Genomic DNA, 26,895 nt, shown 5'->3' with positions numbered 1-26,895 from the left:
GCGCGTCGCCGGAGTGCGCCCGTGGGTGCGTGAGAGCGCTTTCGGCAAGCGGAACCCGCACCTGCTTCCGCGCTACGCGCGTACCGGGCGCCGGGTGGGGCGGGCGGCGTCGGCTGTGACAAGCGTCACAGGGTGGGGCGGCTGCCTGGTGCCGGGCGGGACGCCTCGTAGGCGGCTCGGGCGGCGCGGGTGGCCGGGCGGGTGGAGACCTCCGCCACCGGCACGTCCCACCAGGCCTCGGCCCCCGGCGCCGGGCGGGACGGGTCGGTCTCGACGTAGACGGCCGTCGGGCGGGGGGAGTTGCGGGCCGCGGCAAGGGCGGAGCGCAGCTCTTTCGCACTGCCGGGGGTGAAGACCTCAAGGCCGAGGCTGGCCGCGTTCGCCGCCAGGTCCACCGGCAGCGGCGCCCCGGTGAAGTCGCCGCCCGCGCCGGGGAAGCGGTAGGCGGTCGCGAAGCCCTCCGCCCCCACCTGGGCCGACAGGCCGCCGATCGAGGCGTAGCCGTGGTTCTGGACGATCACCAGGTTGACCGGCACGCCCTCCTGCACGGCCGTGACGATCTCCGTCGGCAGCATCAGGTACGTGCCGTCGCCGACCAGCGCGAAGACCTCGCGGTCCGGAGCCGCGAGCCGCACGCCGATCGCGGCCGGGATCTCGTAACCCATGCACGAGTAGCCGTACTCGACGTGGTACTGCTCCGGGTCCCGGGAGCGCCACAGCTTGTGCAGGTCGCCCGGCATCGACCCGGCCGCGTTGACGACCACGTCCCGGTCGGCCAGCACCGCGTCCAGCGCGCCGATCACCTCGGCCTGCGAGGGCGGCCACGGGCCGTCCCCGTCGCCGCCCCCGCCCTCGTCGCCCTGTCCGAGCACCGCGGCCGTACGCGCCCGCCACTCGGCGACGGCGTACTCCCGTTCCGGCGCACGGAAGCCCGCCAACTCCGCGGTCAGCGCGGCCAGTCCGGCCCGCGCGTCGCCCACGAGCGCCAGGCCCGCCATCTTGTGGCCGTCGAAAGCCGCCGCATTGAGGTTGACGAAGCGCGTCCCGGACGCGAAGAGCGAGCCCGAGGCGGTCGTGAAGTCCGTCCAGCGGGTGCCGACGCCCAGCACCACGTCCGCCTCGCGCGCCGCCGCGTCCGCGGGGGGCGTTCCGGTGTGGCCGATCGCGCCCAGCGCCTGCGGGTGGTCCCAGCGCAGCGACCCCTTCCCTGCCTGCGTCTCCGCCACCGGGATACCGGTCGCCTCCGCGAACTCCGCCAGTACGGGGGCCGCTTCGGCGTGCCGCACCCCGCCGCCCGCCACGACCAGCGGGCGCCGCGCCGACCGCAGCAGCTGTGCGGCCTCGGCGAGCGCCGCCGCGTCGGGCAGCGGACGCCGTACGTGCCAGACCCGCTCGCGGAACAGCTCGTCCGGCCAGTCGTAGCCTTCCGCCTGCACGTCCTGCGGCAGCGCCAGTGTCACCGCCCCGGTCTCCACCGGGTCGGTCAGCACCCGCATCGCCTGCAGCAGTGAGGCGGGCAGCATCTCCGGGCGCCAGATCCGGTCGAAGTAGCGGGAGACCGGGCGCAGCGCGTCGTTGACCGACACGTCGTACGCCCACGGCACTTCGAGCTGCTGCAGGACCGGGTCGGCGGGCCGGGTCGCGAAGACGTCACCGGGCAGCAGGAGCACCGGCACCCGGTTCACCGTCGCCAGTGCCGCGCCCGTCACCAGGTTCGTGGCCCCTGGGCCGATCGAGGTGGTGCAGGCGAGCGTGGACAGGCGGTGCTTCATCCGGGCGTAGCCGACCGCCGCGTGCACCATCGCCTGCTCGTTGCGCCCCTGGTGGAAGGGCATCGCCTCCGGGCCCGCCTCCAGCAGCGCCTGGCCGACACCGGCGACATTGCCGTGACCGAAGATGCCCCACATCCCGGCGACCGTGCGGTGCCGCACCCCGTCCCGCTCGGTGAACTGCACCGACAGGAAGCGGACCAGGGCCTGCGCCACCGTCAGCCTCATGAGCCGTCCTCCTCCGAAGGGGGCTGCGGCGCCCGCGGCGCCTCGTACAACGGCAGCCGGGGGTCCAGGGGTTGGGCCGCCCAGCCCTCCCGCACCCACGCGTGCGCCGGGTCGTCGGAGATCAGCCACTGCCGCGAAGGGCCAGGCCCCGCCATGACGTTGAGGTAGTACATGTCGTAGCCGGGCACCGCCATGCTCGGGCCGTGCCAGCCGTCGGGGATCAGCACCGCGTCGCCCGAGCGGACCTCGGCCAGTACGTCGGTCGTGCCGCGCGGCGACGGGTAGACCCGCTGGTAGCCCATCGCGCCCTGCCCGCCGGACAGCTCGTAGTAGTAGACCTCTTCCAGCTGCGACTCGTGCGGCCCCGCCTCGTCGTGCTTGTGCGGCGGGAAGGACGACCAGTTGCCGCCCGGGGTCAGTACCTCGACCGCGATCAGCCGGTCGCACTCGAAGACACCGGCCGCGGCGAAGTTGTTGACCTGGCGGCTCGCGCCGCCCGCACCCCGCAGCTCCACCGGCACACCGGACGCCGGGCCGTAGCGGGCCGGCAGCCGGCGCGAGCAGCGCGCCCCCGCCAGCGCGAAACGCCCGCCCTCCGCGGACGCGACCGTCGCGTGCGCGTCCCGCGGCAGGTAGCAGAAGTCCGACACGCCGGAGAAGACGTCGGCGCGGCCGTGCAGCGCGAAGGCCTCACCGCCGGCCAGCACCGTGCACGCCCCGGCCAGCGGCAGTACCACCCACTCGCTGTCCCCGGTCGCGAACTCCCGCTGCCCGCCCGGCTCCAGGGCCAGCACCCGCAGCGCCGAGTACGCCCACCCCGCGGACGCCGGGTCGATCCACAGGTCGTAGCCGTCCCGGGCGCCGCGGCCCGCGGGGATGTGCGTCATACCTGGTCAACTCCCGGGTGGGGGGCGCGGGTTCCGCGAGGTGCCTGCGCGGGCCGGGCGGGGGGTGCGGCTGCTGTGCCCGCCGGCCCGCCTGCGGCGGGCTGCTCGGGGGGAGTCCCGGCGTCGGTGGGTTCCGGGTGCGGCGGTGCGGCGCCCGTGCCTGCGGCCGGGGTGGCTGGGGGCTGGCGGTCGTGGAGTGCCGCGTCGATCTCCGCCCGGGTGGGCATCGCGTCCGCGCACGCCAGGCGGGACGCCACGATCGCGCCCGCCGCGTTGGCCGCCCGCAGTACCTGCGGCAGCGGGTCCGCCGCGAGCAGGCCCGCGCACAGCGCGCCGCCGAACGCGTCGCCCGCGCCCAGGCCGTTGACGACCTTCACCGGCATCGGCGGCGCCACGTACCGCTCCCTGGCCGTACGCACCAGGGCGCCCGCCGGACCCTGCTTCACCACGGCGGTGCGCACGCCCCGGCGCAGCAACTCCCCGGCCGCCGACTCCGGGTCCGCGGTGCCCACCGCGACCTCCACCTCCGCGCGGTTGCCGACGGCCACCGTCGCGTACGACAGCGCGCGGGCGTACAGCGCGGGCGCCTCCGCCGGGTCCGCCCAGAAACCCGGCCGCCAGTCCAGGTCGAACCAGACCTCGCCGCCCGCGCGGCGCTCCAGCGCCGCGAAGACCGTCGAACGGGTCGGTTCGACCGCCAGTGCGGAGCCGGTGATCCACAGGGCGCGGGCGGTGCGGACGGCTGCCGCCGTCGCCGGTGCGTCCAGGACGTCCGGCGTCAGGCACTCGTCGGGCGCGACGGGGCGGCGGTAGAAGTGGATCGGGAAGTCGTCGGGCGGGAACAGCTCGCAGAAGACCACCGGGGTCTGGGTGCCGGGGATCGTGTGGACCAGGGCGGGGTCCACGCCGAAGCCGGTGAGGGCGGTGCGCACGAAGGTCCCGAACGGGTCGGGGGCGACGGCGCTGAGGACTGCCGTCCTCAGGCCGAGGCGGGCGGCTGCCACCGCCACGTTGGCGGCTGTGCCGCCGAGGTACTTTGCGAACGTGTGGACGTCGGCCAGGCTGACGCCGGTCTGCTGGGGGTAGAGGTCCACGCCTACGCGGCCGAGCGTGACGACGTCGTACGGGCCTTGCGCTTGTGTGACGCCCGCGTCCTCTTCCCGGCTCGTCCTCAAACGCCGGACGGGCTGGGTTTGTGCGGCCTCTGCGTCCACTTGCCCGCTCGTCCTCAAACGCCGGACGGGCTGGGTTTGCTCGGCCTCTTGCCCGCGGGTGGGGTGGGTTTGTGCGGACTCTTGCGCCGGGACGGGGTGGGTTTGCTCGGGCTCTTGCGCCCGGGTGGGGTGGGTTTGTGCGGACTCTTGCGCCGGGACGGGGTGGGTTTGCTCGGGCTCTTGCCACGAAAGGGACTCGGGCTGCTCGGTGGGCTTCACTGTTCGGGGGTCCAGGACTGGAGCCAGGTCAGGGAGGACTGGATGTCGGGGAGGGGGCCGGCGCCGGGTGGGGGTGGGGAGGGGAGGACCGTGTCCTGTTCCATCACGTACCAGCCGGGGTAGCCCGCGGACTCCAGGGACGTGAGGAGGGACGGGAGGTCGAGGTCGCCCGCGCCGAGGGGGCGGTAGAGGCCGGCGGTGACCGCGGCGGTGTAGGTGGTGCGGCCGGTGCGGACCGCGTCGGCGGCCGGCGCGTCGACGTCCTTGAGGTGGACGTGCGCCACGCGGGAGGCGGCGCGACGGGCGAGGGCGACCGGGTCGGTGCCGCCGACCAGCAGGTGGCCGGTGTCCAGGCACAGGCCGATCCCGCTGCCGTCGAGGACGCGGTCGACCTCCTCGGGTCCCTCCACGACCGTGCCGACGTGCGGGTGCAGTGCCGCCGTGACGCCCAGCGAGCCGGCGAGCGCCGCGATCTCGTCAAGCCGGCCCAGCAGCGTACGCCAGCCCGCCGCGTCCACCTGCGGGCGCTCGTCGTAACCGTCCAGGCCGGTCGCCGCGGCCAGCACCAGGGTGCGGGCGCCCGCCGCGGTGAAGCGGTCGAGGGCGGCCCGTACGTCCGGCAGCGGGTCGTGGTCCGGATCGTGCAGCACCGCGGGCACGAAGCCGCCCACCGCCGTGACGCCGTACGCGGCCAGCAGCGGCCCCGGCAGGAAGCCGTCGGGGCCGAACTCGCTCGCCGTGATGCCCAGCTGCGTCATCTCGGTGAGCACCCGGTCGGGGGCCAGTTGGTGCCCCCAGCCGGGGACCTCGCACACCCCCCAGGAGATGGGCGCCGCCGCGATCCGCTCCCGCCTCACGCCACCGCTCCCTTCCGCGCCTCGCCCCGGCAGGCCCTGGCGGCCGCCTCGACCTCGGCGACCGGCACCGGGCGCCGCTCGTGCCGGGAGACCTCGCAGGCCTCGGCGACCAGCAGGGCGCGCAGCGCGTCCCGACCCTCGCAGGGATTGGCCTCGGCGCCGCGTGCGACGCGCAGGAAGGTGTCCATTTCGGCACGGTAGGCCGAGCCGAAGCGGTCGAGGAAGCCCGACCAGGGCGGCCCCGGCAGCGCTGCGGCATCGGGTTCCACCGAGGTCAGCGGGGTGCGGGCGGCGACGCCGACCGCGACCTGGCCGTCGGTTCCCGCCAGCTCCATCCGCACGTCGTACCCGGCGGCGTTGTAGCGGGTCGCCGTCGCGGTGGCCAGCACGCCGCCCTCCAGGGTGAGCAGCACCGCCGCGGTGTCGGCGTCGCCCGCGGCTCTGAAGTAGTCGGCGCCGACATTCGTACCGGCCGCGTACACCTCGGTCACCGCCCGCCCGGTCACCCAGGTCAGTATGTCGAAGTCGTGGATCAGGCAGTCCCGGTAGAGCCCGCCGGACAGCGGCACGTACGCGGCGGGCGGCGGTGCCGGGTCGGAGCTGACGGTGCGCACCGTGTGCAGCCGGCCGAGCTTGCCCGCTGCGACGGCCTGCCGGGCGGCGGCGTAACCAGGGTCGAAGCGGCGCTGGAAGCCGATCTGCAGGACCGCGCCCGCCGCCTCGGCCGCGTCCAGCGCGGCGACCGTACCGGCCAGGTCGAGGGCGATCGGCTTCTCGCAGAAGGCCGGCAGCCCCTCCTGCGCCGCCCGGGCGATCAGCCGGGCGTGCGCCGCGGTCGCCGAGGCGATCACCAGCGCGTCGGGCCGGGCCGCGAAGAGCGCGTCCACCGGCAGGGCGCGCCCTCCGGCGGCCGCGGCGACCTGCCGTGCGCGGCCCGCGTCTGCGTCGGCGACCAGCAGCTCGCCGACGTCGGGGTGCGCCTGCAGCGTCCCGGCGTGGAAGGCGCCGATCCGTCCTGCGCCGATGAGTCCGATCCGCATTGCTGCTCCTGCCCCTTCGGAAGAGGAGACGTGACGGCTGTCCGCGCCGTCCCAACCTCCCGCGCCACCCTCGCCTGTGTCAACGCTTTGTCCGGACATAAGGACTTCCCGTCATGATGCCCTCCCGCTACGCTCCCAGCGTGCCCAAGCACGAGCCCGCACAGTTGCGGCTCGCCGTGGACCGGGCGAGCCCCGTCCCGCTGTACTTCCAGCTGGCCCGCCAGCTGGAGGCGGCCATCGAGGACGGTGCGCTCACCCCCGGCAGCCTGCTCGGCAACGAGATCGAGCTGGCCGCCAGCCTCGGCCTGTCCCGCCCCACCGTCCGCCAGGCGATCAGGTCGCTGGTCGACAAGGGCCTGCTGGTGCGCCGCCGCGGGGTCGGCACCCAGGTCGTGCACACCGACGTGGCCCGCCCGCTGGAGCTGAGCAGCCTCTACGACGACCTGGCCGCCGCCGGCCTGCACCCCACCACCCGGGTTCTGCACAACACCCGCGGCCCGGCCCCGGCCGAGGTCGCCGCCGCGCTCGGGCTGCCGGAGTCCTGCCAGGTCAGCGTGGTGCACCGGCTGCGGCTCACCCGCGGCGAGCCGATGGCGTACCTGTGCAACTACCTGCCGAGCGACCTGCTGGAGCTGCCCACGGCCGAGCTGGAGAGCAGCGGGCTGTACGCCCTGATGCGGCGGCACGGCATCACCTTGCACAGCGCACAGCAGAGCGTCGGCGCCCGCTCCGGCAGTGCCGAGGAATGCGGCCTGCTCGGCGAGCCCGCGGGGGCCGCGCTGCTCACCATGCGCCGGATCAGCTACGACGACCGCGGCCGGCCCGTCGAGTACGGCGCCCATGTCTACCGGGCCTCGCGCTACACCTTCGAATTCCGGCTGCTGGTCCGCGGCTGAGCCGTAAACGCAAGGCCAGACCCCGCACCAGCCGCCCGGCGGCAGGGTTGCCGTACCTCTTGACGGATACTTGGCCCGCCGGGATGGTCGTCGCTCGAAGCGTTTCGCAGCACTCCCACCACGGCTGCAACAGGAACGGCATGGAAAGGCAGGGCCACGTGGCGATGGCAAGGGCGGGAACGAAGGCGCTGGGCGCACTGCTGGCGGTGGTGCTCGGCGCGGCCGGCCTGGCCGGGTGCAGCAGCACCGGCGGCAAGCGCGCGGAGGACCGGGCCAAGAAGCTCGCGGCCAACGGGTCGGCGGTGGACACGCCGAAGTGGACCGTCGCCATGGTCACCCACTCCGGGGCGGGCGACACCTTCTGGGACATCGTCCAGAGCGGCGCCAAGCAGGCCGCGGCCAAGGACAACATCAAGTTCGTCTACTCCAACAGCGACCAGGGCGACCAGCAGGCGCAGCTCGTCCAGGCCGCGATAGACCAGCACGTGGACGGCCTGATCGTCACCCTCGCCAAGCCCGACGCGATGAAGGCGGCCGTCGCCAAGGCCGTCAAGGCCGGCATCCCGGTGATCACCATCAACTCCGGCGCCGCCCAGTCCAAGGAGTTCGGCGCGCTCACCCACATCGGCCAGGACGAGACGATCGCCGGCAACGCGGTCGGCGACGAGCTGAACACCCGCGGCAGGAAGCACGCCCTGTGCGTCCTGCACGAGCAGGGCAACGTCGGCCTCGAAGCGCGCTGCGCGGGCGCCAAGGAGAAGTTCCAGGGCCGCATGGACAACCTCTACGTCAACGGCACCAACATGCCCGACGTGCTCTCCGCGATCCAGGCCAAGCTGCAGGCCGACAAGTCCATCGACTCCGTCGTCACCCTCGGCGCCCCCTTCGCCGACACCGCAGCCAAGGCCAAGGCCCAGTCGGGGTCGAGCGCCGAGATCGACACCTTCGACCTGAACCCGCAGGTCGCGACCTCGCTGAAGAACGGCACCATCGGCTTCGCCGTCGACCAGCAGCCCTACCTGCAGGGCTACGAGGCGGTGGACCTGCTGTGGCTCTACCGTTACAACAAGGACACCCTCGGCGGCGGCCAGGCCGTGCTGACCGGCCCGCAGATCGTCACCAAGGACGACGCGGACGCGCTGCTGTCGTACGCCAAGCGGGGGACCCGGTGACCGGGCTCGTGCTGTCCGCGGACGAGCGGCTCGCGCCGCGGTCCATGGTGCGGCGGCTGCTCGGGCGGCCCGAGCTGGGGGCGGTCGTCGGGGCTGCGGCGGTCTTCGTCTTCTTCTCCTTCGCCGCCGACTCCTTCCTGCAGTGGTCCAGCTTCGGCACCGTCCTGTACGCCTCCTCCACCATCGGGATCATGGCGGTGCCGGTGGCGCTGCTGATGATCGGCGGCGAGTTCGACCTGTCGGCCGGCGTGATGGTGACCAGCTCCGCGCTGGCCTCCTCGATGTTCAGCTTCCAGATGACCGCGAACGTCTGGGTCGGCATCGGGGTGTCGCTGCTGGTGACACTGGCCTTCGGCGCCTTCAACGGGATCATGCTGGTGCGCACCAAGCTGCCCAGCTTCATCATCACGCTGGGCACCTTCCTGATGCTGACCGGCCTGAACCTGGGCCTGACCAAGCTGATCAGCGGCACGGTGGCGACCAAGTCGATCGGTGACATGGAGGGCTTCCCCGCCGCGCAGGACGTCTTCGCCTCGCACTGGACGATCGGCTCGGTCGACCTCCAGGTGACCATCCTGTGGTGGCTCGGCCTGGTCGCCGTCGCCACCTGGGTGCTGCTGCGCACCCGGGCCGGCAACTGGATCTTCGCCGCCGGCGGCAACGCCGACGCGGCCCGCGCCGTCGGCGTCCCCGTCGCCCGCACCAAGGTGGGCCTCTACATGGCGGTCGCCTTCTGCGCCTGGATCTCCGGCCAGCACCTGCTGTTCTCCTTCGACGTGGTCCAGTCGGGGGAGGGCGTCGGCAACGAGTTCCTGTACATCATCGCGGCCGTCATCGGCGGCTGCCTGATGACCGGCGGCTACGGCAGCGCCATCGGGTCCGCGGTCGGCGCGTTCATCTTCGGCATGACCAACAAGGGCATCGTCTACGCCCAGTGGAACCCGGACTGGTTCAAGTTCTTCCTCGGGGCGATGCTGCTGCTCGCCACCCTGCTCAACGCCTGGGTCCGCAGGCGGGCGGAGGCCACCGCATGACCTCGATCCTCGACAAGTCGGCGCCGCCGCTGGTCGCGCTGACCGACATCTCCAAGTCGTACGGGAACGTCCGCGCCCTGCGGGACGTCTCCTTGGAAGTGCACGCCGGAGAGATCACCTGTGTCCTGGGTGACAACGGCGCGGGCAAATCCACCCTCATCAAGATCATCGCCGGGCTGCACCCGCACGACTCCGGCAGGTACGCGGTCGCCGGCGAGCAGGTCAGGCACGCCTCGCCGCGCGACGCCCTCGACCGCGGCATCGCCACCGTCTACCAGGACCTCGCCGTGGTGCCGCTGATGCCCGTATGGCGGAACTTCTTCCTCGGCTCGGAGCCCACCAGGGGCCGCGGCCCGCTGCGCCGCCTCGACGTCGGCGAGATGCGCCGCACCACCCATGCCGCGCTGCTGCGGATGGGCATCGACCTGCGGGACGTCGACCAGCCCATCGGCACCCTGTCCGGCGGCGAGCGGCAGTGCGTGGCCATCGCCAGGGCCGTGCACTTCGGCGCCAGGGTGCTGGTCCTCGACGAGCCCACCGCCGCACTCGGCGTCAAGCAGTCGGGCATGGTGCTCAAATACGTGGCCGCGGCCCGCGACGCGGGACTCGGCGTGGTCCTGATCACCCACAATCCGCACCACGCCTACCTGGTCGGAGACCGTTTCGTCCTGCTCAAGCGCGGCACGATGTCGGGCAGCCACCTCAAGCGGGACATTACGCTGGACGAGCTGACCCGCGAGATGGCCGGGGGCAGCGAGCTGGACGAGCTGACGCATGAGCTGAGCCGCACACCGGCGGCCGACGGGCCGGCGGCCGGGGACCCACCGGCCGCGGGCGCCGAGGCCGCCACCGACCCGGAGACCCGCGCTTGAGTGCCAATCGTGAACGTGTGTACCGCGGCAGCGCCGCCAGAGCGACGGTGTGGCGCAATGTCAGCGGTGCCGAGCGCCGGGAGCGGCGCAGCCACCTGACGGCGCCCAGGGTGCCGACCGTCGGCATCGACATCGGCGGCACCAAGGTGATGGCCGGCGTGGTCGACGCCGACGGCGTCATCCTGGAGACGCTGCGCACCGAGACGCCCGACAAGTCCAAGAGCCCCAAGGTGGTCGAGGACACCATCGTGGAGCTGGTCCTCGACCTGTCCGAGCGGCACGACGTGCACGCGGTCGGCATCGGCGCCGCCGGCTGGGTGGACGCCGACCGCTCCCGCATCCTCTTCGCCCCGCACCTGTCCTGGCGCGACGAGCCGCTGCGCGAGCGCCTCGCCGACCGGCTGCTGGTCCCCGTCATGGTCGACAACGACGCCAACACCGCCGCCTGGGCCGAGTGGCGCTTCGGCGCCGGGCGCGGCGAGGCCGACCTGGTCATGATCACCCTGGGCACCGGCATCGGCGGCGCGATCCTGGAGGACGGCCAGGTCAAGCGGGGCCGCTACGGAGTCGCCGGCGAGTTCGGCCACATGCAGGTGGTGCCCGGCGGCCACCGCTGCGCCTGCGGCAACCGCGGCTGCTGGGAGCAGTACAGCTCGGGCAACGCGCTGGTCAGGGAGGCGCGCGAGCTGGCCGCCGCCGACTCGCCCGTCGCCTACGGCATCATCGACCGGGTCGGCGGCCACGTCGGCGACATCACCGGGCCGCTGATCACCGAGCTGGCCAGGGCGGGCGACCCGATGTGCGTCGAGCTCTTCCAGGACATCGGCCAGTGGCTCGGCGTCGGCATCGCCAACCTCGCCGCCGCCCTCGACCCGTCCTGCTTCGTCATCGGCGGCGGCGTCAGCGCCGCGGACGACCTGCTGATCACCCCCGCGAGGGAAGCCTTCCGGCGCACCCTGACCGGCCGCGGCTACCGGCCCGAGGCCAGGATCGCCAAGGCGGAGCTGGGACCGGAGGCGGGAATGGTCGGCGCCGCCGACCTGGCCCGCCTGGTCGCCCGCCGCTTCCGCCGCGCCAACCGGCGCCGCGTCGAGCGCTACGAGCGCTACGGCAGGATCTACGGCCGGCAGGGGGCCGACTCGTGACGACGACCCCCGAGCGGGAGGCCGTACCGCAGTACGCGGAAGGCGACCCCGACGCCCCCCAGGGGGAGCCGGCCGCGGGCGGCCCCGGCGGCCCCGGCGGCGACGGCGGCGAAGGGCCGGGCGGCGGACCCGGGAGCGGCGGCTCCGCGCTGCCGCCGCCGCGCGAACTGCCCCGCTGGGTGCGCTGGGTCGTGGTGCCGCTGCTGGTGCTCGTACCGCTCGGCTATGTGCTCATCTCGGCGGCGCAGAGCCGCAACAGCGGCCAGGACGTCCAGAAGCAGGCCGCCGCACGCCATCTGACCTGGGTCGTGCCCAGCGAGCTGACCCGGCGCATCTACCAGGTGCCGATCCCCGACGGCACCGTCCACGACGGCTACCTGGAGACCAACTCCTGGGACACCAGCGAGTTCTACTGCCAGTTCACCACCACAGCGGGCGGCCTCGACACCTTCCTCGCGCAACTCGGCACCAGCAGGGCCGCGCTGCACGACGGCAAGGTCTCGATCAGCGACGAGCAGGCCGACCAGGTCGGCTGGAACTTCCACATCCCCGACCACCAGTGGGCCGGGATGTCCTCCCACCAGGCAGGGGACAAGCCCGACCACGACATCACGGTCGACCTCACGCACGCCGACGCACCCGTCGTCTACGTCGTGTCGACCGTCAACTTCCAGCACGGCTTCGGGGGTGGGTGACCCGGTGGCCCCAGGAGTCGGTAGCGTGAAGCGATGAGCGAGCTGACGACCGACGCGCCCTTCGGCGCCGCAGCCGACTACGCGGCCGGCTACCCGGCGGACCGCATGGCCGACTACGACGACATGGACGACATGTACGCAGGAGCGCCTCCGCTGCAGTACCGCTTCGACGGGCCCGAGGGCGCCCCCGTGCTCGTCCTCGGTCCCGCCCTCGGGGCGACCTGGCACATGTGGGACCGCCAACTGCCGATGCTCACCACCGACTGGCGGGTGCTGCGCTACGAGCTGCCCGGCCACGGCGGCGCCCCCGCGGAACCCGCGTCCTCCGTCGACGACCTGGCCAGACGGCTGCTCGCGGTCCTCGACGACGAGGGCATCGACACCTTCGGCTACGCCGGCTGCGCGCTCGGCGCCGCCATCGGCGCCCGCCTCGCCCTGCTGCGGCCCGACCGGGTCGCCGCCCTCGCCCTGGTGTCGGCCGCCGCCCGCTTCGGCAGCGCCGACACCTGGCGGCAGCGCGGTGTCGTGGTCCGCGCCAACGGCCTGGACCGCACCGCGCAGACCGGGCCGAAGCGCTGGTTCACCGACGCCTTCCTGGCCACCCAGCCGGCCATCACCGAGTGGGCCGTGCAGATGGTCGCCAGCACCGACCCGGCCTGCTACGTGGCCGCCTGCGAGGCGCTCGCGGCCTTCGACATCCGAGACTCGCTCGGCAGCATAGGAGTGCCCACCCTGGTGGTGGCGGGCGCCGACGACACCGAGACCCCGCCCGCCGACGCCCGGCTGCTGGTCGCCGGCATCCCCGACGCGCGGCTCGCCGTGGTCCCCGCGACCGGGCACCTGGCGCCGGTCGAGGAGCCCACCGCGGTCGGCGAACTGCTCGCCACGCACTTCGGCACCGCCTGGCAGGACCACGCCCCCGCCGCGGTGCCGCTGCCCCCGCCGCCCGTCCCGCCGGTGCCGCCCGCGCGGCTGCCCGCGTCCGTCACACCGGACCGGCTCGCCGAGGGCTCCCGCATCCGCGGCGAGGTCATCGGCGGCAGCGCCGGCACCGACCGGCCGCTGGCGCCCTCCGGCGAGGGGTTCGGCAGCGGCTTCGACGCCTTCGCGACCCGCTACGCGTGGGGCGAGATATGGGCGAGGCCTGGCCTGGACCGGCGCACCAGGGCCTGCGTCACGCTCACCGCGCTGGCCGTGACCGGCCAGCTCGCGGAGCTGGGCGACCACGTCAGGGGCGCGCTGCGGATCGGGCTGAGCCCGGCCGAGATCGAGGAGGTGCTGATGCACACCGCGGTCTACTGCGGGGTGCCCGCCGCACGGGCCGCACTGGCCGCGGCACGCACCGTGGTCGAGCAGGAGACCGGCGCGCAACCGTAGCAGGATGGGATGAGGGCGCCGCCGCCCCGCGCGGCGCCGCAGGAAGCCACGACCCCGGGGGTGCGCCGTGCGCCCCCGGGAACCGAGAGTCCGACCGACGCGCACCGGCGAGGGTGGAATCCAGTGAAGCTGACCAAGAAGAGGCACTCCTGCGTCCGGATGGAGAAGGACGGGCTGACCCTCGTCATCGACCCGGGTGTCTTCAGCGAGCAGGACGCGGCGGTCGGCGCCGACGTCATCCTGGTCACCCATGAGCACCCCGACCACTTCGACCCGGGGCGGCTGCGGGCCGGCCTTGAGGCCAACCCGGCGGCCGAGCTGTGGACGCTGGCGAGCGTCGCCGAGCAGCTGTCTGCGGCCTTCCCCGGCCGGGTGCACACCGTCGGCCACGGCGACACCTTCACCGCCGCGGGCTTCGACGTGCAGGTGCACGGCGAGCTGCACGCCGTGATCCACCCCGACCTGCCGCGGATCACCAACGTCGGCTACCTGGTGGACGCCGGGGTCTTCCACCCCGGCGACGCGCTGACCGTGCCCGGCTACCCGGTGGACACGCTGCTGCTGCCGCTGATGGCGCCCTGGAGCAAGATCTCCGAGGTCATCGACTACGTCAGGGAGGTCAAGCCGCGGCGCACCGTCGACGTCCACGACGCGCTGCTGACCGACCTGGCCCGGCCGCTGTACGACACCCACCTGGCCAACCTCAGCGGCGCCGACCACCTGCGGCTCGCCCCGGGCGAGGGCACCGCGACCTGACCGGCCGGGGCGCGCAGGCCCACTGTCGGACCCAGCCGCTAGGTTGGTGGGCATGCGCATCGCGACCTGGAACATCAACTCGATCACCGCCCGGCTGCCGCGGCTGCTCGGCTGGCTGGAGAGCAGCGGCACGGACGCCCTGTGCGTCCAGGAGACCAAGTGCACCGACGAGCAGTTCCCCTACGACGAGCTGCGCGAGCTGGGGTACGAGGCGGCGGTCAACGCCGACGGGCGGTGGAACGGCGTGGCGCTGATCTCCCGGGTGGGCCTGGCCGACGTGGTCAAGGGCCTGCCCGGCGGACCGGACTACGACGGGGTGCAGGAGCCGCGGGCGGTCTCCGCGACCTGTGGCCCGGTCCGCCTGTGGTCGGTGTACGTGCCCAACGGCCGCGAGGTCGGCCACGCGCACTACGCGTACAAGCTCCAGTGGTTCGGGGCGCTGCGGGCCGCGGTGGCCGCCGACGCGGCGGGCGACCTGCCCTTCGCGGTCCTGGGCGACTACAACGTGGCGCCGACCGACCAGGACGTGTGGGACCTCACCGTCTTCGAGGGCCAGACGCATGTCACCGCCCCCGAACGCGAGGCGCTGGCCGCGCTGCGCGGCACCGGCCTGACCGACGTGGTGCCGCGCCCGCTGAAGTACGACCACCCCTTCACGTACTGGGACTACCGCCAGCTGGGCTTCCCCAAGAACCGCGGCATGCGCATCGACCTGGTGTACGGCAACGCCCCCTTCGCCAAGGCCGTCTCCGACTCCTACGTCGACCGCGAGGAGCGCAAGGGCAAGGGCGCCTCCGACCACGCCCCGGTCGTGGTGGACCTCGACCTCTGACGCCGCGCGCCTGGTACCGCGGGGGTGGATGCGGTGCGACGCTGGAGCAATGGACATCCCGCTCCTGAGCCAGTGGCGCAAACGGCACGCGACGCCCCGCGGTTTCGCGGTCTTCGGCAGTGCGGACGGCGGTCCCGACCCCGCGATGCTGGCGGAACTCCTCGGCGAGTGCCCCATGCTGCGGGCCAGGGCCGCCGACGACGGCGTCGAACTCGACGACTCCGCCGCCTCGTTGAGCGCGCTCGACCAGGTGGTGCCCAACTGGCGCGACGACGAGGAGCAGACCCTCGACCGGCTCGGCAACGACGCGGGCCTCTACCTCGGCACGGTCGTCGTCCGCACCGTCCCCGGCGCGACCTGGCAGGTGTGGCCCAACGGCCACCCGGTGGTCCGCCTCGCCTCCGGCCGCGAGATCGACCCGGTCGAAGTGGGCCACGCCTGGGCGGAAAACGGCAGCCCTGAGCTGAGCCAGGTGTTGGCGGAGGTCTCAGAGGACTGACGCACGAGCTGTCGCAGTGGCCGGTCGAGGCACGAGGCCGTCCGCGGAGACAGTGAGCAGGAAGGCCGACCCGAGAACGCAGAGGACTGACGCACGAGCTCTCGCAGTGGCCGGTCGAGGCACGAGGCCGTCCGCGGAGACAGTGAGCAGGAAGGCCGACCAAGAAGGCAGAGGACTAAGGGGGGACCCTCAGGGGCGCGTGGGGGTACCGCCCAGGCGAAGCTCTGGGGGAGAACTGCGCGAGCAACCCACCACCGGCGGAAGGTCCCGGAACCGGCGGTCCGGGCAGCCCGGAGGGAACACGCCGGCCCCGCAGGGGCTTGTCACCCGAAACGGTGGTGCGGACCCCACGCAGGGATTACGGCCAGGGCGTGTCAACGCCCTGATCGCCCGGGTGCGGTGCGGCATATGTGCATGATGGCGGCAGACGTTCCCTTGACTCCCCATCAGCCTGGCACCGGAGGCACCACGTGGACTCCCTACAGCAGCTGCCGAACATCGGGGCGGTGCTCGCCGACCGTCTGCGCCGCGCCGGCGTCGACGACGCCGGCGAACTGCGCCGGCTGGGATCGGGCAGGGCCTTCGAGAAGATCCGCCCCGACCTGCCGGACGACGCGCAGACCCACACCCTGCTGGCGCTGGAAGGCGCCCTGCGCGGCATGCGGTGGACCGCGATCCCCCAGACGGAGCGCGACACACTCGTCCACCGCGTGCTCGGCTGACCGCCCCGGTATGCCGGCCGACCCACTGATCGTCCTCAGCGGCGTCAACAAGCACTTCGGGCAGCTCCATGTGCTCAAGGACATCGAGCTGACGGTCGGCCGCGGCGAGGTCGTGGTGGTCATCGGCCCCTCGGGCTCCGGCAAGTCCACGCTGTGCCGGGCGATCAACCGCCTGGAGCCGGTGCAGGCCGGCACCATCACCGTGGACGGTCAGCCGCTGCCCGCCGAGGGCCGAGCACTGGCCCGGCTGCGGGCCGACGTCGGCATGGTCTTCCAGTCCTTCAACCTCTTCGCCCACAGGACCGTGCTGGACAACGTGATGCTCGCGCCGCTGAAGGTCCGGCGCCGCGGCAAGGCGGAGGCCGAGCGCAAGGCCCGCGAACTCCTGGACCGGGTCGGTCTGCTGGCCCACGCGGGCAAGCTGCCCGCCCAGCTGTCCGGCGGCCAGCAGCAGCGGGTGGCCATCGCCCGCGCCCTGGCCATGGACCCCAAGGCGATGCTCTTCGACGAGCCGACCTCCGCCCTCGACCCCGAGATGATCAACGAGGTGCTGGAAGTGATGCAGCAGCTCGCGGAGGAGGGCATGACGATGGTCGTGGTCACCCACGAGATGGGCTTCGCCCGCTCCGCCGCGGACCGGGTGGTCTTCATGGCCGACGGGCAGATCATCGAGGACCGGGTGCCGGAGGACTTCTTCACCGACCCGCGCACCGACCGCGCCCGGGACTTCCTGTCCAAGATCCTCCACCACTGACCGGGCGCCCCGTGACCCCGACCGCCCGCCCCGCCGCGCCCCGCGTGCTGCTCCTGCTGCTGGCCGCCCTGGTCCTGGTGCTGGCCTGCGGCTGCGGCCGGCAGGGCAGCCCGCCGGCCAAGGGGCCCAAGCCCGGCGACCTGCCCTCCTACCGTGTCGACACCGCCTTCTCGCTGCCCGACTCGCCCACGTGGACCCGCGCCCACCGCCGCGGGCGGCTGGTGGTCGGGGTCAAGGACGACCAGCCCTACCTGGGCGAGAAGGACCCCGCCACGGGGGCGTACTCGGGCTTCGACATCGAGATCGCCCGGATGACGGCCGCCTCGCTCGGCTTCCCCGCCGACCGGATCAGCTTCAAGGCCATCGCGTCGGCCAACCGGGAGACCGCGCTGAGCAACGGGCAGATCGACATGTACGTCGGCACGTACACCATCAACGCGCTGCGCAAACGCCAGGTGGGCTTCGCCGGCCCGTACTACATGGCCGGGCAGGGCCTGCTGGTGCGCACCGACGAGCACGACATCGACGGGCCGCAGGACCTCAAGGGCAAGAAGGTCTGCTCGGCGGCCGGCTCCAGCTCCATCCAGCGCATCGAGGCCGACTACCCCGACGCCACCCCGGTCACCTACGACACCTACTCGGTGTGCGTGGACAACCTGCTCACCTACCAGGTCGACGCGGTCACCACCGACGACTCGATCCTGCTCGGCTACGCAGCCAAGGCGCCCGAGGAGATGAAGGTCGTCGGCAAGCCCTTCTCGAAGGAGCCCTACGGGATCGGCGTGTCCAAGGGCGACACCGCACTGCGGCTGGCGCTGGACGACGCCATCGTCGCCCACGAGCGCAACGGCGACTGGAAGCGGGCCTACGACGCCACCCTCGGCCTGTCGGGGGTGCCCGCGCCCACCCCGCCGCCGGTCGACCGCTACTGACGGGAGCGACGCGTTGAGCGTGCTGACGGACAACTTCTCGCTGTACGGAAAGGGGCTGTGGGGCACCGTCCAGCTCACCCTGCTGGCCGGCGCGCTCGCGCTGGCCGTCGGGGTGCTGATCGCCGGCTTCCGGGTCTCCCCGGTCAAGGCGCTGCGGGTGTTCGGCACCGTGTGGGTCACGGTGCTCCGCAACACCCCGCTGACCCTGCTGTTCTTCGCGGTGCTGCTCGGCCTGCCGCGCTTCGGCGTGGTGCTGCCCTTCATGGTCTTCGCGGTGCTGGCGCTCGGCGCGTACACCTCGGCCTTCATCTGCGAGGCGGTGCGGGCCGGCATCAACACCGTGCCGCTCGGGCAGGGCGAGGCGGCCCGCAGCCTGGGGATGACCTTCGGCCAGACGCTGTCGCTCGTGGTGCTGCCGCAGGCGGCCCGCTCGGTGATCCCGCCGATCGGCTCCACCCTGATCGCCCTGGCCAAGAACTCCGCGATCGCCGGCTCCTTCTCGGTCACCGAACTGCTCGGCACCTACAAGCCGCTCAACGAACTGGGATACGGCATCGTGTGGACCTTCGTGTGGATCGCGGTGGGCTACCTGATCGTCACGCTCAGCATCGCCGGCATCTTCGGCCTGCTGGAGCGCAGGTTCGGGGTTGCGCGATGACCGCGAGCAGCGCCCTCTACGACATTCCGGGACCCCGGGCGCTTGCCAGGCACCGGGTGTACGCCTGGATCACCAGCGCGCTGCTGGCCGCGCTGGTGGCGTACATCGTCTACAAGCTGGTGGACACCGGGCAGTTCTCCGCCGTGAAATGGCGGCCCTTCACCTACGCGGGCATCCAGCGGCTGCTGCTGACCGGCCTTGCCAACACCCTCAAGGCCTTCGGCTGGGCCGCACTGTTCTCGCTGCTCTTCGGGGTGGTCTTCGCCGCCGGGCGGCTGTCCGACCACCGGGTGCTGCGCTGGGCGAGCACGCTGGTGGTGGAGTTCTTCCGGGCGATGCCGCTGCTGGTGATGATCTTCTTCATCTTCATCGCGCTCAAGCTGGACCCGATGCTCGCCCTGATCATCGGCCTGACCCTCTACAACGGCTCGGTCCTGGCCGAGGTCTTCCGCGCCGGGGTCAACGCGGTGCCGCGCGGCCAGCGCGAGGCCGCCTACGCGCTGGGCATGCGCAAGACCCAGGTGATGACGTACGTGCTGGTTCCGCAGGCGGCCAGGGCGATGCTGCCGGCGATCATCAGCCAGCTGGTGGTGGCCCTCAAGGACACCTCGCTCGGCTACCTCATCACCTACCAGGAGTTCCTCTACTCGGGAAAGCTCATCGCCACCAACCTCGACTACGACCTGCCCTTCATCCCGGTGGTGATGGTGATCGCGCCCGTCTACATCGGCATGTGCATGCTGCTGTCGTGGACCGCCAACCGCGTCGCCCGGCACGAGCGGCGCAGCCCCAGGACGAAGGGCACCAAGGTGACGACGGAGCTGCCCGAGGAGATCTGAGCGGTTTGTCCGCCCCGCCTCCGGGCAGCCGCACGGTGGGACGGACCGACCCCGCGAGGAAAGAGACGGTGCCATGAGCCAGACGACCACCCCCACCTCCGCCATGAGCGACACCGACCTCGCCGAGCTGGGCCAGCAGCTGCGGGTGGACTCCGTCAGGGCCGCCGCCGCGGCCGGCTCCGGGCACCCCACCTCCTCGATGTCCGCCGCCGACCTGATGGCCGTCCTGCTCGCCCGCCACCTGCACTACGACTTCGACCGGCCGGACAACCCCGCCAACGACCACCTGATCCTGTCCAAGGGCCACGCCTCGCCGCTGCTGTACTCCGCCTACAAGGCGGTCGGCGCCATCACCGACGACGAGCTGCTGACCTTCCGCAAGCTCGGCAGCCGCATGGAGGGCCACCCCACCCCCCGGCTGCCCTGGGTCGACGTGGCCACCGGGTCGCTCGGCCAGGGCCTGCCCATCGGCGTCGGCGTCGCCCTGTCCGGCAGCCGCCTGGACAAGCTGCCGTACCGCACCTGGGTGCTGTGCGGCGACAGCGAGATGGCCGAGGGATCGGTCTGGGAGGCCTTCGAGCACGCCGGCGTCGAGGGCCTGGACAACCTCACCGCGATCATCGACGTCAACCGGCTCGGCCAGCGCGGTCCCACCCGGCACGGCTGGGACCTGGACGCCTACGCCCGCAGGATCCGCGCCTTCGGCTGGCACACCGTCGAGATCGACGGCCACGACATCGCCGCCATCGACGAGGCCATGACCTCCGCGGCCCGCACCCGCGGCGCCCCCACCGCGATCATCGCCCGCACCCGCAAGGGCAGGGGAGCCAGCGAGGTGGAGGACAAGGAGGGCAAGCACGGCAAGCCGCTGACCGACCCGGACGCGGCCATCGGCGAACTCGGCGGCCGGCGCGACCTGCGGATCGAGGTCCGGCGGCCCGACGAGGCCGAGCCCGCCCCCCGCGGCGGCGGCGACCCGCACACCTCCCTGCCGCGCTACGCCACCGGCGGCTCGGTCGCCACCCGTACCGCCTTCGGCGAGACGCTGGCCGCACTCGGCTCGCTGCACGACGACATCGTGGTCCTCGACGGCGAGGTCGGCGACTCCACCAAGGCCCAGCTCTTCGCCGCCGACCACGGCGAGCGCTACTTCGAGTGCTACATCGCCGAGCAGCAGATGATCGCCGCGGCGGTCGGCATGGGCGTACGCGGCTGGACCGCCTTCGCGTGCACCTTCGCGGCGTTCCTGACCCGCGCCCACGACTTCCTGCGGATGGCCGCGATCAGCCGCTCGTCGATCAACGTGGTCGGCACCCACGCGGGCGTCGCGATCGGCGAGGACGGCCCGTCGCAGATGGCCCTGGAGGACCTGGCGATGATGCGGGCCATCCACGGCACCACCGTGCTCTACCCCTGCGACCCCAACCAGACCGTCCAGCTCGTCACCGCCATGACCGGCCGCCCCGGCATCAGCTACCTGCGGGCCACCCGCGGCGAGGGTCCGGTGATCTACGGCCCCGGCGACGCCTTCCCCGTCGGCGGCAGCAAGGTGCTGCGCTCGCACCCCGACGACCAGGTCACCCTGATCGGCGCAGGGGTCACCGTCCACCAGGCGCTCGCCGCCGCCGACCAGCTGGTCGCCGACGGCACCCGCGCCCGGGTCATCGACCTGTACTCGGTCAAGCCCGTCGACACCCAGACGCTGCGCACCGCCGCGGAGGACACCGGCCGGTTCGTGATCGTCGAGGACCACCACCCCGAGGGCGGCCTCGCCGACGCCGTCATGGAGTCCTTCGGCAACGGCCACCCCGCCCCCCGGCACACCCGCCTCGCCGTCCACACCATGCCGGGCTCCGCGACCCCTGCCCAGCAGCTCGACGCGGCGGGCATCAGCGCCCCCGCCATCGCCGCCGCGGCCCGCAAGCTCGCCGCGAGCTGAACTGGGGGGCCGGCCCGTACGAGCCGGTCGAACAGAAAGTGACGCCCGGGTAGCCTGGCGGCGTCCGGGCCATTGACACCGCCCCGCCCGACCCTGAGCCTGATCGACGTCAACGTCGACACAGGGGAGGGGCCACATGGCCGCCGGATCTGGCACGGTCAAAAGCACGGGCGCGGAGCAGGGCACGGGGGCGCGCCGCAGGGCGGTCGGACTGGGGGCCGCCGCACTCGGCGGGGCGCTCGCACTGACCGCGGCGGCCGTCACCCCCGCCTCCGCCCACTCCGGCGGGCAGCACGGGGCGGGGCACGGCAAGCCGGCCGTCCACTACGTGGCGCTCGGCGACTCCTACACCTCGGGACCCGCCATCCCCACCCAGGTCGACGCCAACTGCGCCAGGTCGAACCAGAACTACCCCTCGCTGGTCGCCGCCGCCGGGAAGTACGCCGGCTTCACCGATGTCAGCTGCGGCGGGGCCACCACCGTGCAGATGTGGCAGGCGCAGGGCACCAACCCCCCGCAGCTCGACGCCGTCACCAAGGACACCACCCTGGTCACCCTGCAGATCGGCGGCAACGACATAGGCTTCGGCTCGATCATCGCCACCTGCGCCGGCCTGAGCGTCACCGACCCGGCAGGCAGCCCCTGCAAGCAGCACTACCGGGCGGGCGGCATCGACCAGCTCACCGTCAACGTCGTGAAGACCGCCCCCGAGGTCGCCCAGGTGCTGCGGGCCGTCCACCGCCAGGCCCCGCACGCCAGGGTCGTCGTCGTCGGCTACCCCGACCTGCTGCCCGACGACGGCGTCGGCTGCTTCCCCTCGGTGCCCTTCGCCGCCGGCGATTTCCCGTACCTGCGCGACACCGAGAAGCAGCTCAACGCGATGCTTGCCATCGAGGCGCTCGTCAACGGCGCCGAGTACGTCGACACCTACCGGCCCACCGTCGGCCACGACATGTGCAAGGCGCCCGCCGACCGCTGGATCGAGCCGCTGGCCCCCGCCTCGCCCGCCGCCCCCGCCCACCCCAACGCCAAGGGCGAGCAGGTGATGGCCCAGGCCGTCGCCGCCAGGGTCGGCGACCCGTCGAGGCGCCGCTGACCTCCCCGGTCGCATCACCGCAGGTAAGGCGACCCTGAGTCGCGGGCGCGCGCGGCGTCATGGATCATCGATCCATGCCGGTCCTGATAGCCGCGTGCGCCTTCGCGATGACCCTCGTCGGCGGAGTCGTCGCCCAGCGCATCGGGGACCGACGCCACCTCGTCCTCGGACTCGCCGCCGGGCTGATGCTCGGTGTCGTCGGCTTCGATCTGCTGCCCGAGGCCCTGGAGACCCAGCCGAGGGTGGTCTTCGGGGTGCCCGCGGCCCTGCTGATGTTCGTGTGCGGCTTCCTCGCCCTGCACATCATCGAGCGCTCGGTGGCCATCCACCGCGCCCACGAGGGCGAGTACGCCCCGCACGCCCACGGCCACGGGCACGCCCACGACCCCGTCAAGGGCATCGGCATCACCGCCGCCGCGGCCCTGGTCGGCCACAGCGTCATGGACGGCTTCGCGATCGGCGCCGCCTTCCAGGCCGGCAGCACCGTCGGCATCGTCGTCGCCATCGCCGTGGTCGCCCACGACTTCGCCGACGGCTTCAACACGTACACGATCACCCGGATGTACGGGAACGGGCAGCGCCGTGCGCAACTGCTGCTCGGCGCCGACGCCCTCGCCCCGGTCGCCGGCGCGGCCGTCACGCTGGCCTTCACCATCCCGTCCGGGGCGCTCGGCCTCTACCTGGGCTTCTTCGCCGGCTTCCTGCTCTACCTGGCGACCTCCGACATCCTCCCCGAGGCGCACAGTCCGCACCCTTCCAGCTCCACGCTGCTGTGCACGGTGGCCGGCACCGGCATCATGTGGCTGGTGATCGGTCTCGCTGACTGAACTTCTTCGACGTCGCCGAGGCCTGCTTGGTGACGTCGGCGACCAGCTCCACCACGTCGGAGCCGTACGCCTGGGAGTTCACCACCCGCAGCAGCAGGCAGAAGGTCGAGTCCACCCCGTGTTTACGGGCCAGCCGCCCGTGGTGCCTGGCCAGATACCGCACGGCCGCCTGGTTGGCGATGCCGCGCTGGCCCGACGACAGGAAGACCGGGCGGTCGTTGCCCGTGTCGCCGGCCGCCGCGAGCCGCGCCAGCAGGACGTACTCGACGGCGCCCTTCTCCAGCTTGTACGTGTCCCCGCCGACGGTTATCGCGCCCTGGTCGGGGCCGGGCGTCGGATCGGCGTTGATCTCGACGCCCGGCAGCATCGAGCGCAGATGCGCCCCCAGCCGCAGGTTCTCGGCCGGTCCGCCGATGCAGAACTCGGTGCGCGCACCGAAGCCCTGCCAGGCGGTGTCGTGCGCCAGCACCTCCGCGTGCGCCCCGCACTCCTTGATCACCGCCGCCAGCTCCAGCAGCGCGAAAGCGTCGTGCCGCGCCACGCTCCACCCGCGCGACCCCGGGTCGCGCGGCACCACCAGCAGGCACTCGGAGTCCTTCGGCAGCCCGAAGAAACGCTGCTTGCGTTGCAGCCTGCGCCGCCACAGATAGCTGCGGGCGAACCAGCCGAGCGCCACGCAGACGGCGGCAGCGGCCAGGCCAAGGACGAGATTGCGGAGGTCGTCGCTCATGGCGCGGCATCGTAGCGGTGTTCGAGCGGTGCCGACTACGGTGGGGCCGCGCCCCGAGCGCATCGCTCAGGCCGGCAGCAGCCCCAGGATGTCGGCCGTGCTGCCCGTCTCGGCGAGCCGCGGGAAGATCGTCGCGACCGACCGCTCGTGCGCCGCCGCGTCCGTGTCGGTCACCGCGTCGACGGCCACCGTCACGTTGTAGCCGTGCTCGTACGCGTCCCGCGCCGTCGACTCCACACCGATGCTCGTCGAGATCCCGCACAGCACAATCTGGGTCACCCCGCGGCGGCGCAGCTCCATGTCGAGCCCCGTGCCGTAGAAGGCCCCCCACTGCTGCTTCGAGACGGTGATGTCCGACGGCTGCCGGTCCAGCTCGCCGACCAGGTCCGCCCAGCCGTCGGGGAAGGAACGGTTCGTCGCGGGGCCGCCGTCGGTGCGGCCGGGCGCCACACCGGTGACGTTCACCAGCACCACCGGCAGCCCCGCCTTGCGGAAGGCGGCGGCCAGCTGCGCGCTGCGCGCGACGACCTCCTGCGCCGGGTGGGCGGTGGGCAGCGCGACGATGCCGCGCTGCAGGTCGATCACGACCAGGGCGGTACGGGGGTCGAGGGTGGTGGCGCTCATTGCGGGACATCTCCTGTGGGGTCGCTGTGATGCGGGGTGCCGGGGCTGCCGTCGTCCACCAGCCGCTGCAGCAGCGGCAGGGCGGCGGCCAGCGTGCGGTGCTCCTGCGGGGTGAGCCGGGTGTCGATCGCCTGCGCCAGCCAGCTGCGCCGGGCCGCCCGGCCCGAACCCAGCAGCTCCGCGCCCTCGGCGGTCAGCGAGAAGACCACCAGCCGCCCGTCGGTGGCGTGCGGGGCACGGGCCACGAGCCCGCGCTCCTCCAGCGCGGCCAGGGTCAGCCGCATCGACTGCGGCCTGACCAGCTCGCTGCGCGCGAGCCCGGCGGTCGTCGCGGCGCCCTGCCGCCCCAGCCGCCCCATCACCGACTGCTGCGACGGCGTCAGCTCCGCCTCGGCGGAAGCCGCCCGCAACCGCCGCCCCAACTGCGCGACCAGCGTGGTCAACTCGTCAGCGGTACGCACACGATCGGCCCTCGGCATGCCTCCACCGTAGGAGTCCGACAGGAAAACTTGCAAGTTTGCCTGTCGACCCCGCCCGATTCCTGTCCCTCCCGGAAAACAGTCCGTAGCAGCCCCGTAACGCACCGGGTGTCCAATGCCGAGCGAACACAGCCCGCACGCCGGCGGAGGCCCCCCTTGACGACGGATTTCACCCACTACGTCCATTTACTGCGCTCGGCACTCGCCCCTCAGGCCGCGCCATCCTGGTCCGAGGCTGCGCCTGGCGCGGGCGCGCCGGGCTGGGGTGGGGGTGCGGTGCGCGCCGGCGCGCCGCCGGAGGGTGCGGCTGGCGGCGAGCGGTCAGGGCAGCGGGCTGGGGCCTGGGGCGCGGCTGGTGCCGGCGCGCCGGTCGAGGGGGCTGGGGCCTGGGGTGCGACTGGCGCCGGCTCGTCGGCTGAGGGTGCTGCGGCATGGGGGGAGGGCGCGGGGGCGGCCGGTGCTGGTGGGGTGGGCTGGGAGGAGGTGCCGCCGTGGGATGTGGTCGGGGACATGTTGCGGGCGCTCGCCGTCGACCAGGCCGAGGTGGGGCGGGCCTATGCGCTGTACCGCGCCGCCGTCGCGGAGGAAGACGCACGGCCCGGCGCCGAGGCACGCCTGCGGGTACGGCTCGGCGCGGCCAACGAGGCCCGCGACTCCGCCATGGCCCTGGCACGCGAAGCGGCCCGGGCCTACGCCCACCAACCCACCCCCGCCCGAGCCCAGGCCCTGGCCCAGACCCGGGCCGCCCTGACCCGCACCACCAACCGCTGCACCGACCTCCACCACCGCCTCACCGCCGTGTCCGCCCTCCTCACCCTCCCGCCGCCCCCGGTGGACCCGCCCGGCGCCGGGCGGACACCCCGGGGTGCGCGGTTCGCGGGGGCGCCCGAGGCGCCGGCGGCGGCTCCTCCGCCGGTGGCACCCGCGGCTCCCGCCGTGCCCCGTGCGGCGCCGCGGGGGGCTCGGTTCGCGGGGGCGCCCGCTCCGGTGCCGGCCGTCCCGCCCGCCGGTACGGATGCGCCCCGGAGCGCGCGGGCGCCCCGCGGTGCGCGATTTGCCGGGGCGCCCGAGGCGCCGGTGGCGGCGCCCGCGGCACCCGCCGCGCCCGGTGCGGCGCCGCGGGGTGCGCGGTTCGCAGGAGCGCCGCAGGAGGCCGTAGCGCCCGCCCGTACGGCCGTCGATCCGCGCTGGGTCGCCGAGGCCCGGGCCGTCGCCGCCCAGCTCGGCCGGCTGCGGCACACCGGCGACAGCGGTGCCGCCTACCTCGTGCTGTGCGCGGCCGCGGAAGGGCCGGCCGACCGCATCCCTTACGTCGTACGGGAGTTGGAACGCACCGGGCTCGGCGCCGACGTCGCCACCCTGCTCTGGGAGATCGCGGCGCTCCCGCCGCAGTCCGTCGCAGAAGCGGTGGCCGCGCTTGCCTCGGACGGGCGCGGCGGGGACTCCCGCACCCTCCTCCACCAGGTCGCTGCGCGGGCTGCGGGGGAGGTGGCGCTGGTCGCCGAACTCCTCGACGGGGCCGGACTCGCCGGCGAGTCCGGCGAACTCCTCGAGACCGTCGCCCGCGGGCGCTCCGCCGAGGCCACGGCTGCGGTGGCTCGCGCCAGGCCTTCTCTCACCGCGGCCCTCCTCGCCGCCGCGGCCCGCGTCTCCCCGCCGTGTCACCGCGACCTGGCCGCGGCTCTCACCCGCCCCTGACCCCGCCTCGCGGCGGGCGGCCCCCCTTCCCCCGCCGGTGGGTTGCGCAGGCAGTTCCCCGCGCCCCCGGGTGGGTGCCACTTGCGGTGCCCGTCGCCTTTCCCG

At 73.4% G+C, this 26,895-nt stretch carries 27 protein-coding genes; 19 read left to right on the top strand and 8 right to left on the bottom strand.

The features are described from left to right. Positions 1-125: 125 nt before the first annotated feature. From iolD to JT723_RS22235, 5 genes are all read right to left on the bottom strand, one after another. A complete protein-coding gene (gene iolD, locus JT723_RS22255; protein WP_205046511.1) occupies positions 126-1,997 on the bottom strand; it encodes a 3D-(3,5/4)-trihydroxycyclohexane-1,2-dione acylhydrolase (decyclizing) in 1,872 nt (623 codons plus the stop codon). Beyond that, on the bottom strand, positions 1,994-2,884 hold the full coding sequence (gene iolB, locus JT723_RS22250) for a 5-deoxy-glucuronate isomerase (RefSeq protein WP_205046510.1): 891 nt from the start codon (positions 2,882-2,884) through the stop codon (positions 1,994-1,996). Before iolB ends, iolD begins: the two co-directional genes overlap by 4 nt. Continuing rightward, complete coding sequence (gene iolC / locus JT723_RS22245) at positions 2,881-4,059, bottom strand: 5-dehydro-2-deoxygluconokinase (protein WP_205046509.1); 1,179 nt, start codon at positions 4,057-4,059, stop codon at positions 2,881-2,883. The genes iolB and iolC overlap by 4 nt, the downstream gene beginning before the upstream one ends. A gap of 254 nt (positions 4,060-4,313) precedes the next feature. Beyond that, positions 4,314-5,174 carry a TIM barrel protein gene (locus JT723_RS22240; protein WP_251513497.1) on the bottom strand — a complete coding sequence of 287 codons (861 nt, stop codon included), beginning with the start codon at positions 5,172-5,174 and terminating at the stop codon, positions 4,314-4,316. Then, positions 5,171-6,214, bottom strand: coding sequence for a Gfo/Idh/MocA family protein (locus JT723_RS22235; RefSeq protein ID WP_205046508.1), 1,044 nt, complete (start codon positions 6,212-6,214; stop codon positions 5,171-5,173). Before JT723_RS22235 ends, JT723_RS22240 begins: the two co-directional genes overlap by 4 nt. A 116-nt stretch (positions 6,215-6,330) precedes the next feature. Here JT723_RS22235 and JT723_RS22230 point away from each other — a divergent pair, with 116 nt between their 5' ends. The 18 genes from JT723_RS22230 (at position 6,331) to JT723_RS22145 (ending at position 23,259) form a co-directional block, all read left to right on the top strand. Beyond that, positions 6,331-7,110, top strand: coding sequence for a GntR family transcriptional regulator (locus tag JT723_RS22230; RefSeq protein WP_205046595.1), 780 nt, complete (start codon positions 6,331-6,333; stop codon positions 7,108-7,110). A 140-nt stretch (positions 7,111-7,250) separates the two neighbouring features. Next, positions 7,251-8,282: a sugar ABC transporter substrate-binding protein gene (locus tag JT723_RS22225; protein ID WP_240166018.1), complete on the top strand. Its 1,032-nt coding sequence runs from the start codon at positions 7,251-7,253 to the stop codon at positions 8,280-8,282. 44 nt (positions 8,283-8,326) lie between these two features. Beyond that, complete coding sequence (locus tag JT723_RS22220; RefSeq protein ID WP_205046593.1) at positions 8,327-9,316, top strand: ABC transporter permease; 990 nt, start codon at positions 8,327-8,329, stop codon at positions 9,314-9,316. Further along, positions 9,313-10,188, top strand: coding sequence for an ATP-binding cassette domain-containing protein (locus JT723_RS22215; RefSeq protein ID WP_205046507.1), 876 nt, complete (start codon positions 9,313-9,315; stop codon positions 10,186-10,188). Before JT723_RS22220 ends, JT723_RS22215 begins: the two co-directional genes overlap by 4 nt. Continuing rightward, positions 10,185-11,333, top strand: coding sequence for an ROK family glucokinase (locus JT723_RS22210; RefSeq protein ID WP_205046506.1), 1,149 nt, complete (start codon positions 10,185-10,187; stop codon positions 11,331-11,333). Before JT723_RS22215 ends, JT723_RS22210 begins: the two co-directional genes overlap by 4 nt. Continuing rightward, the gene (locus JT723_RS22205) at positions 11,330-12,028 is read left to right on the top strand and encodes a hypothetical protein (protein ID WP_240166017.1); all 699 of its coding nucleotides are present in this window, start codon (positions 11,330-11,332) and stop codon (positions 12,026-12,028) included. Before JT723_RS22210 ends, JT723_RS22205 begins: the two co-directional genes overlap by 4 nt. A gap of 33 nt (positions 12,029-12,061) precedes the next feature. Further along, positions 12,062-13,405: a bifunctional 3-oxoadipate enol-lactonase/4-carboxymuconolactone decarboxylase PcaDC gene (gene pcaDC, locus JT723_RS22200; RefSeq protein ID WP_307794045.1), complete on the top strand. Its 1,344-nt coding sequence runs from the start codon at positions 12,062-12,064 to the stop codon at positions 13,403-13,405. 123 nt (positions 13,406-13,528) lie between these two features. Continuing rightward, on the top strand, positions 13,529-14,161 hold the full coding sequence (locus JT723_RS22195; protein WP_205046505.1) for an MBL fold metallo-hydrolase: 633 nt from the start codon (positions 13,529-13,531) through the stop codon (positions 14,159-14,161). A gap of 52 nt (positions 14,162-14,213) precedes the next feature. After that, positions 14,214-14,993 (top strand): exodeoxyribonuclease III, encoded by a 780-nt coding sequence (locus tag JT723_RS22190; protein WP_205046504.1) that lies wholly within the window; start codon positions 14,214-14,216, stop codon positions 14,991-14,993. Positions 14,994-15,042: 49 nt separating this feature from the next. Beyond that, the gene (locus JT723_RS22185; RefSeq protein ID WP_205046503.1) at positions 15,043-15,492 is read left to right on the top strand and encodes a DUF6278 family protein; all 450 of its coding nucleotides are present in this window, start codon (positions 15,043-15,045) and stop codon (positions 15,490-15,492) included. Between the two features lie 470 nt (positions 15,493-15,962). Then, complete coding sequence (locus JT723_RS22180; protein WP_033175794.1) at positions 15,963-16,214, top strand: TfoX/Sxy family DNA transformation protein; 252 nt, start codon at positions 15,963-15,965, stop codon at positions 16,212-16,214. A gap of 10 nt (positions 16,215-16,224) precedes the next feature. After that, a complete protein-coding gene (locus JT723_RS22175; protein ID WP_205046502.1) occupies positions 16,225-16,968 on the top strand; it encodes an amino acid ABC transporter ATP-binding protein in 744 nt (247 codons plus the stop codon). Positions 16,969-17,012: 44 nt separating this feature from the next. Beyond that, positions 17,013-17,900, top strand: coding sequence for a glutamate ABC transporter substrate-binding protein (locus JT723_RS22170; RefSeq protein ID WP_491697038.1), 888 nt, complete (start codon positions 17,013-17,015; stop codon positions 17,898-17,900). Between the two features lie 13 nt (positions 17,901-17,913). Further along, positions 17,914-18,558, top strand: coding sequence for an amino acid ABC transporter permease (locus JT723_RS22165; RefSeq protein ID WP_205046501.1), 645 nt, complete (start codon positions 17,914-17,916; stop codon positions 18,556-18,558). Next, positions 18,555-19,397 carry an amino acid ABC transporter permease gene (locus tag JT723_RS22160; protein ID WP_205046500.1) on the top strand — a complete coding sequence of 281 codons (843 nt, stop codon included), beginning with the start codon at positions 18,555-18,557 and terminating at the stop codon, positions 19,395-19,397. The genes JT723_RS22165 and JT723_RS22160 overlap by 4 nt, the downstream gene beginning before the upstream one ends. 103 nt (positions 19,398-19,500) lie before the next feature. Further along, positions 19,501-21,336 carry a transketolase gene (locus tag JT723_RS22155; RefSeq protein WP_205046589.1) on the top strand — a complete coding sequence of 612 codons (1,836 nt, stop codon included), beginning with the start codon at positions 19,501-19,503 and terminating at the stop codon, positions 21,334-21,336. Positions 21,337-21,472: 136 nt separating this feature from the next. Next, positions 21,473-22,432 (top strand): SGNH/GDSL hydrolase family protein, encoded by a 960-nt coding sequence (locus tag JT723_RS22150; RefSeq protein WP_205046499.1) that lies wholly within the window; start codon positions 21,473-21,475, stop codon positions 22,430-22,432. Positions 22,433-22,506: 74 nt separating this feature from the next. Continuing rightward, complete coding sequence (locus JT723_RS22145) at positions 22,507-23,259, top strand: ZIP family metal transporter (RefSeq protein ID WP_205046498.1); 753 nt, start codon at positions 22,507-22,509, stop codon at positions 23,257-23,259. Here JT723_RS22145 and JT723_RS22140 read toward each other — a convergent pair. From JT723_RS22140 to JT723_RS22130, 3 genes are all read right to left on the bottom strand, one after another. Next, the gene (locus tag JT723_RS22140; protein ID WP_205046497.1) at positions 23,228-23,989 is read right to left on the bottom strand and encodes a hypothetical protein; all 762 of its coding nucleotides are present in this window, start codon (positions 23,987-23,989) and stop codon (positions 23,228-23,230) included. The genes JT723_RS22145 and JT723_RS22140 overlap by 32 nt on opposite strands. Positions 23,990-24,055: 66 nt before the next feature. After that, positions 24,056-24,613 carry an isochorismatase family protein gene (locus JT723_RS22135; RefSeq protein WP_205046496.1) on the bottom strand — a complete coding sequence of 186 codons (558 nt, stop codon included), beginning with the start codon at positions 24,611-24,613 and terminating at the stop codon, positions 24,056-24,058. Then, the gene (locus JT723_RS22130) at positions 24,610-25,092 is read right to left on the bottom strand and encodes a MarR family winged helix-turn-helix transcriptional regulator (protein ID WP_205046495.1); all 483 of its coding nucleotides are present in this window, start codon (positions 25,090-25,092) and stop codon (positions 24,610-24,612) included. Before JT723_RS22130 ends, JT723_RS22135 begins: the two co-directional genes overlap by 4 nt. Positions 25,093-25,602: 510 nt before the next feature. Here JT723_RS22130 and JT723_RS22125 point away from each other — a divergent pair. Continuing rightward, the gene (locus JT723_RS22125) at positions 25,603-26,790 is read left to right on the top strand and encodes a hypothetical protein (RefSeq protein ID WP_205046494.1); all 1,188 of its coding nucleotides are present in this window, start codon (positions 25,603-25,605) and stop codon (positions 26,788-26,790) included. Positions 26,791-26,895: the final 105 nt, after the last annotated feature.

The sequence above is a fragment of the Actinacidiphila bryophytorum genome (assembly GCF_016916835.1).
Classification (GTDB): Bacteria; Actinomycetota; Actinomycetes; order Streptomycetales; family Streptomycetaceae; genus Actinacidiphila; species Actinacidiphila bryophytorum.
Note: the sequence above shows the minus strand (reverse complement) of the source record. Positions and strands in the feature narration are given on the sequence as shown.

Coding starts and splice junctions, on each gene's coding strand:
- JT723_RS22130 (WP_205046495.1), bottom strand. CDS start 25,092: ATGCCGAGGGCCGATCGTGTGCGTACCGCTGACGAGTTGACCACGCTG.
- iolD (WP_205046511.1), bottom strand. CDS start 1,997: ATGAGGCTGACGGTGGCGCAGGCCCTGGTCCGCTTCCTGTCGGTGCAG.
- JT723_RS22215 (WP_205046507.1), top strand. CDS start 9,313: ATGACCTCGATCCTCGACAAGTCGGCGCCGCCGCTGGTCGCGCTGACC.
- JT723_RS22140 (WP_205046497.1), bottom strand. CDS start 23,989: ATGAGCGACGACCTCCGCAATCTCGTCCTTGGCCTGGCCGCTGCCGCC.
- JT723_RS22225 (WP_240166018.1), top strand. CDS start 7,251: ATGGAAAGGCAGGGCCACGTGGCGATGGCAAGGGCGGGAACGAAGGCG.
- JT723_RS22235 (WP_205046508.1), bottom strand. CDS start 6,214: ATGCGGATCGGACTCATCGGCGCAGGACGGATCGGCGCCTTCCACGCC.
- JT723_RS22175 (WP_205046502.1), top strand. CDS start 16,225: ATGCCGGCCGACCCACTGATCGTCCTCAGCGGCGTCAACAAGCACTTC.
- JT723_RS22190 (WP_205046504.1), top strand. CDS start 14,214: ATGCGCATCGCGACCTGGAACATCAACTCGATCACCGCCCGGCTGCCG.
- JT723_RS22145 (WP_205046498.1), top strand. CDS start 22,507: ATGCCGGTCCTGATAGCCGCGTGCGCCTTCGCGATGACCCTCGTCGGC.
- JT723_RS22125 (WP_205046494.1), top strand. CDS start 25,603: ATGTTGCGGGCGCTCGCCGTCGACCAGGCCGAGGTGGGGCGGGCCTAT.
- JT723_RS22230 (WP_205046595.1), top strand. CDS start 6,331: ATGCCCTCCCGCTACGCTCCCAGCGTGCCCAAGCACGAGCCCGCACAG.
- JT723_RS22160 (WP_205046500.1), top strand. CDS start 18,555: ATGACCGCGAGCAGCGCCCTCTACGACATTCCGGGACCCCGGGCGCTT.
- JT723_RS22135 (WP_205046496.1), bottom strand. CDS start 24,613: ATGAGCGCCACCACCCTCGACCCCCGTACCGCCCTGGTCGTGATCGAC.
- JT723_RS22185 (WP_205046503.1), top strand. CDS start 15,043: ATGGACATCCCGCTCCTGAGCCAGTGGCGCAAACGGCACGCGACGCCC.
- JT723_RS22155 (WP_205046589.1), top strand. CDS start 19,501: ATGAGCGACACCGACCTCGCCGAGCTGGGCCAGCAGCTGCGGGTGGAC.
- iolB (WP_205046510.1), bottom strand. CDS start 2,884: ATGACGCACATCCCCGCGGGCCGCGGCGCCCGGGACGGCTACGACCTG.
- JT723_RS22150 (WP_205046499.1), top strand. CDS start 21,473: ATGGCCGCCGGATCTGGCACGGTCAAAAGCACGGGCGCGGAGCAGGGC.
- JT723_RS22220 (WP_205046593.1), top strand. CDS start 8,327: ATGGTGCGGCGGCTGCTCGGGCGGCCCGAGCTGGGGGCGGTCGTCGGG.
- pcaDC (WP_307794045.1), top strand. CDS start 12,062: ATGAGCGAGCTGACGACCGACGCGCCCTTCGGCGCCGCAGCCGACTAC.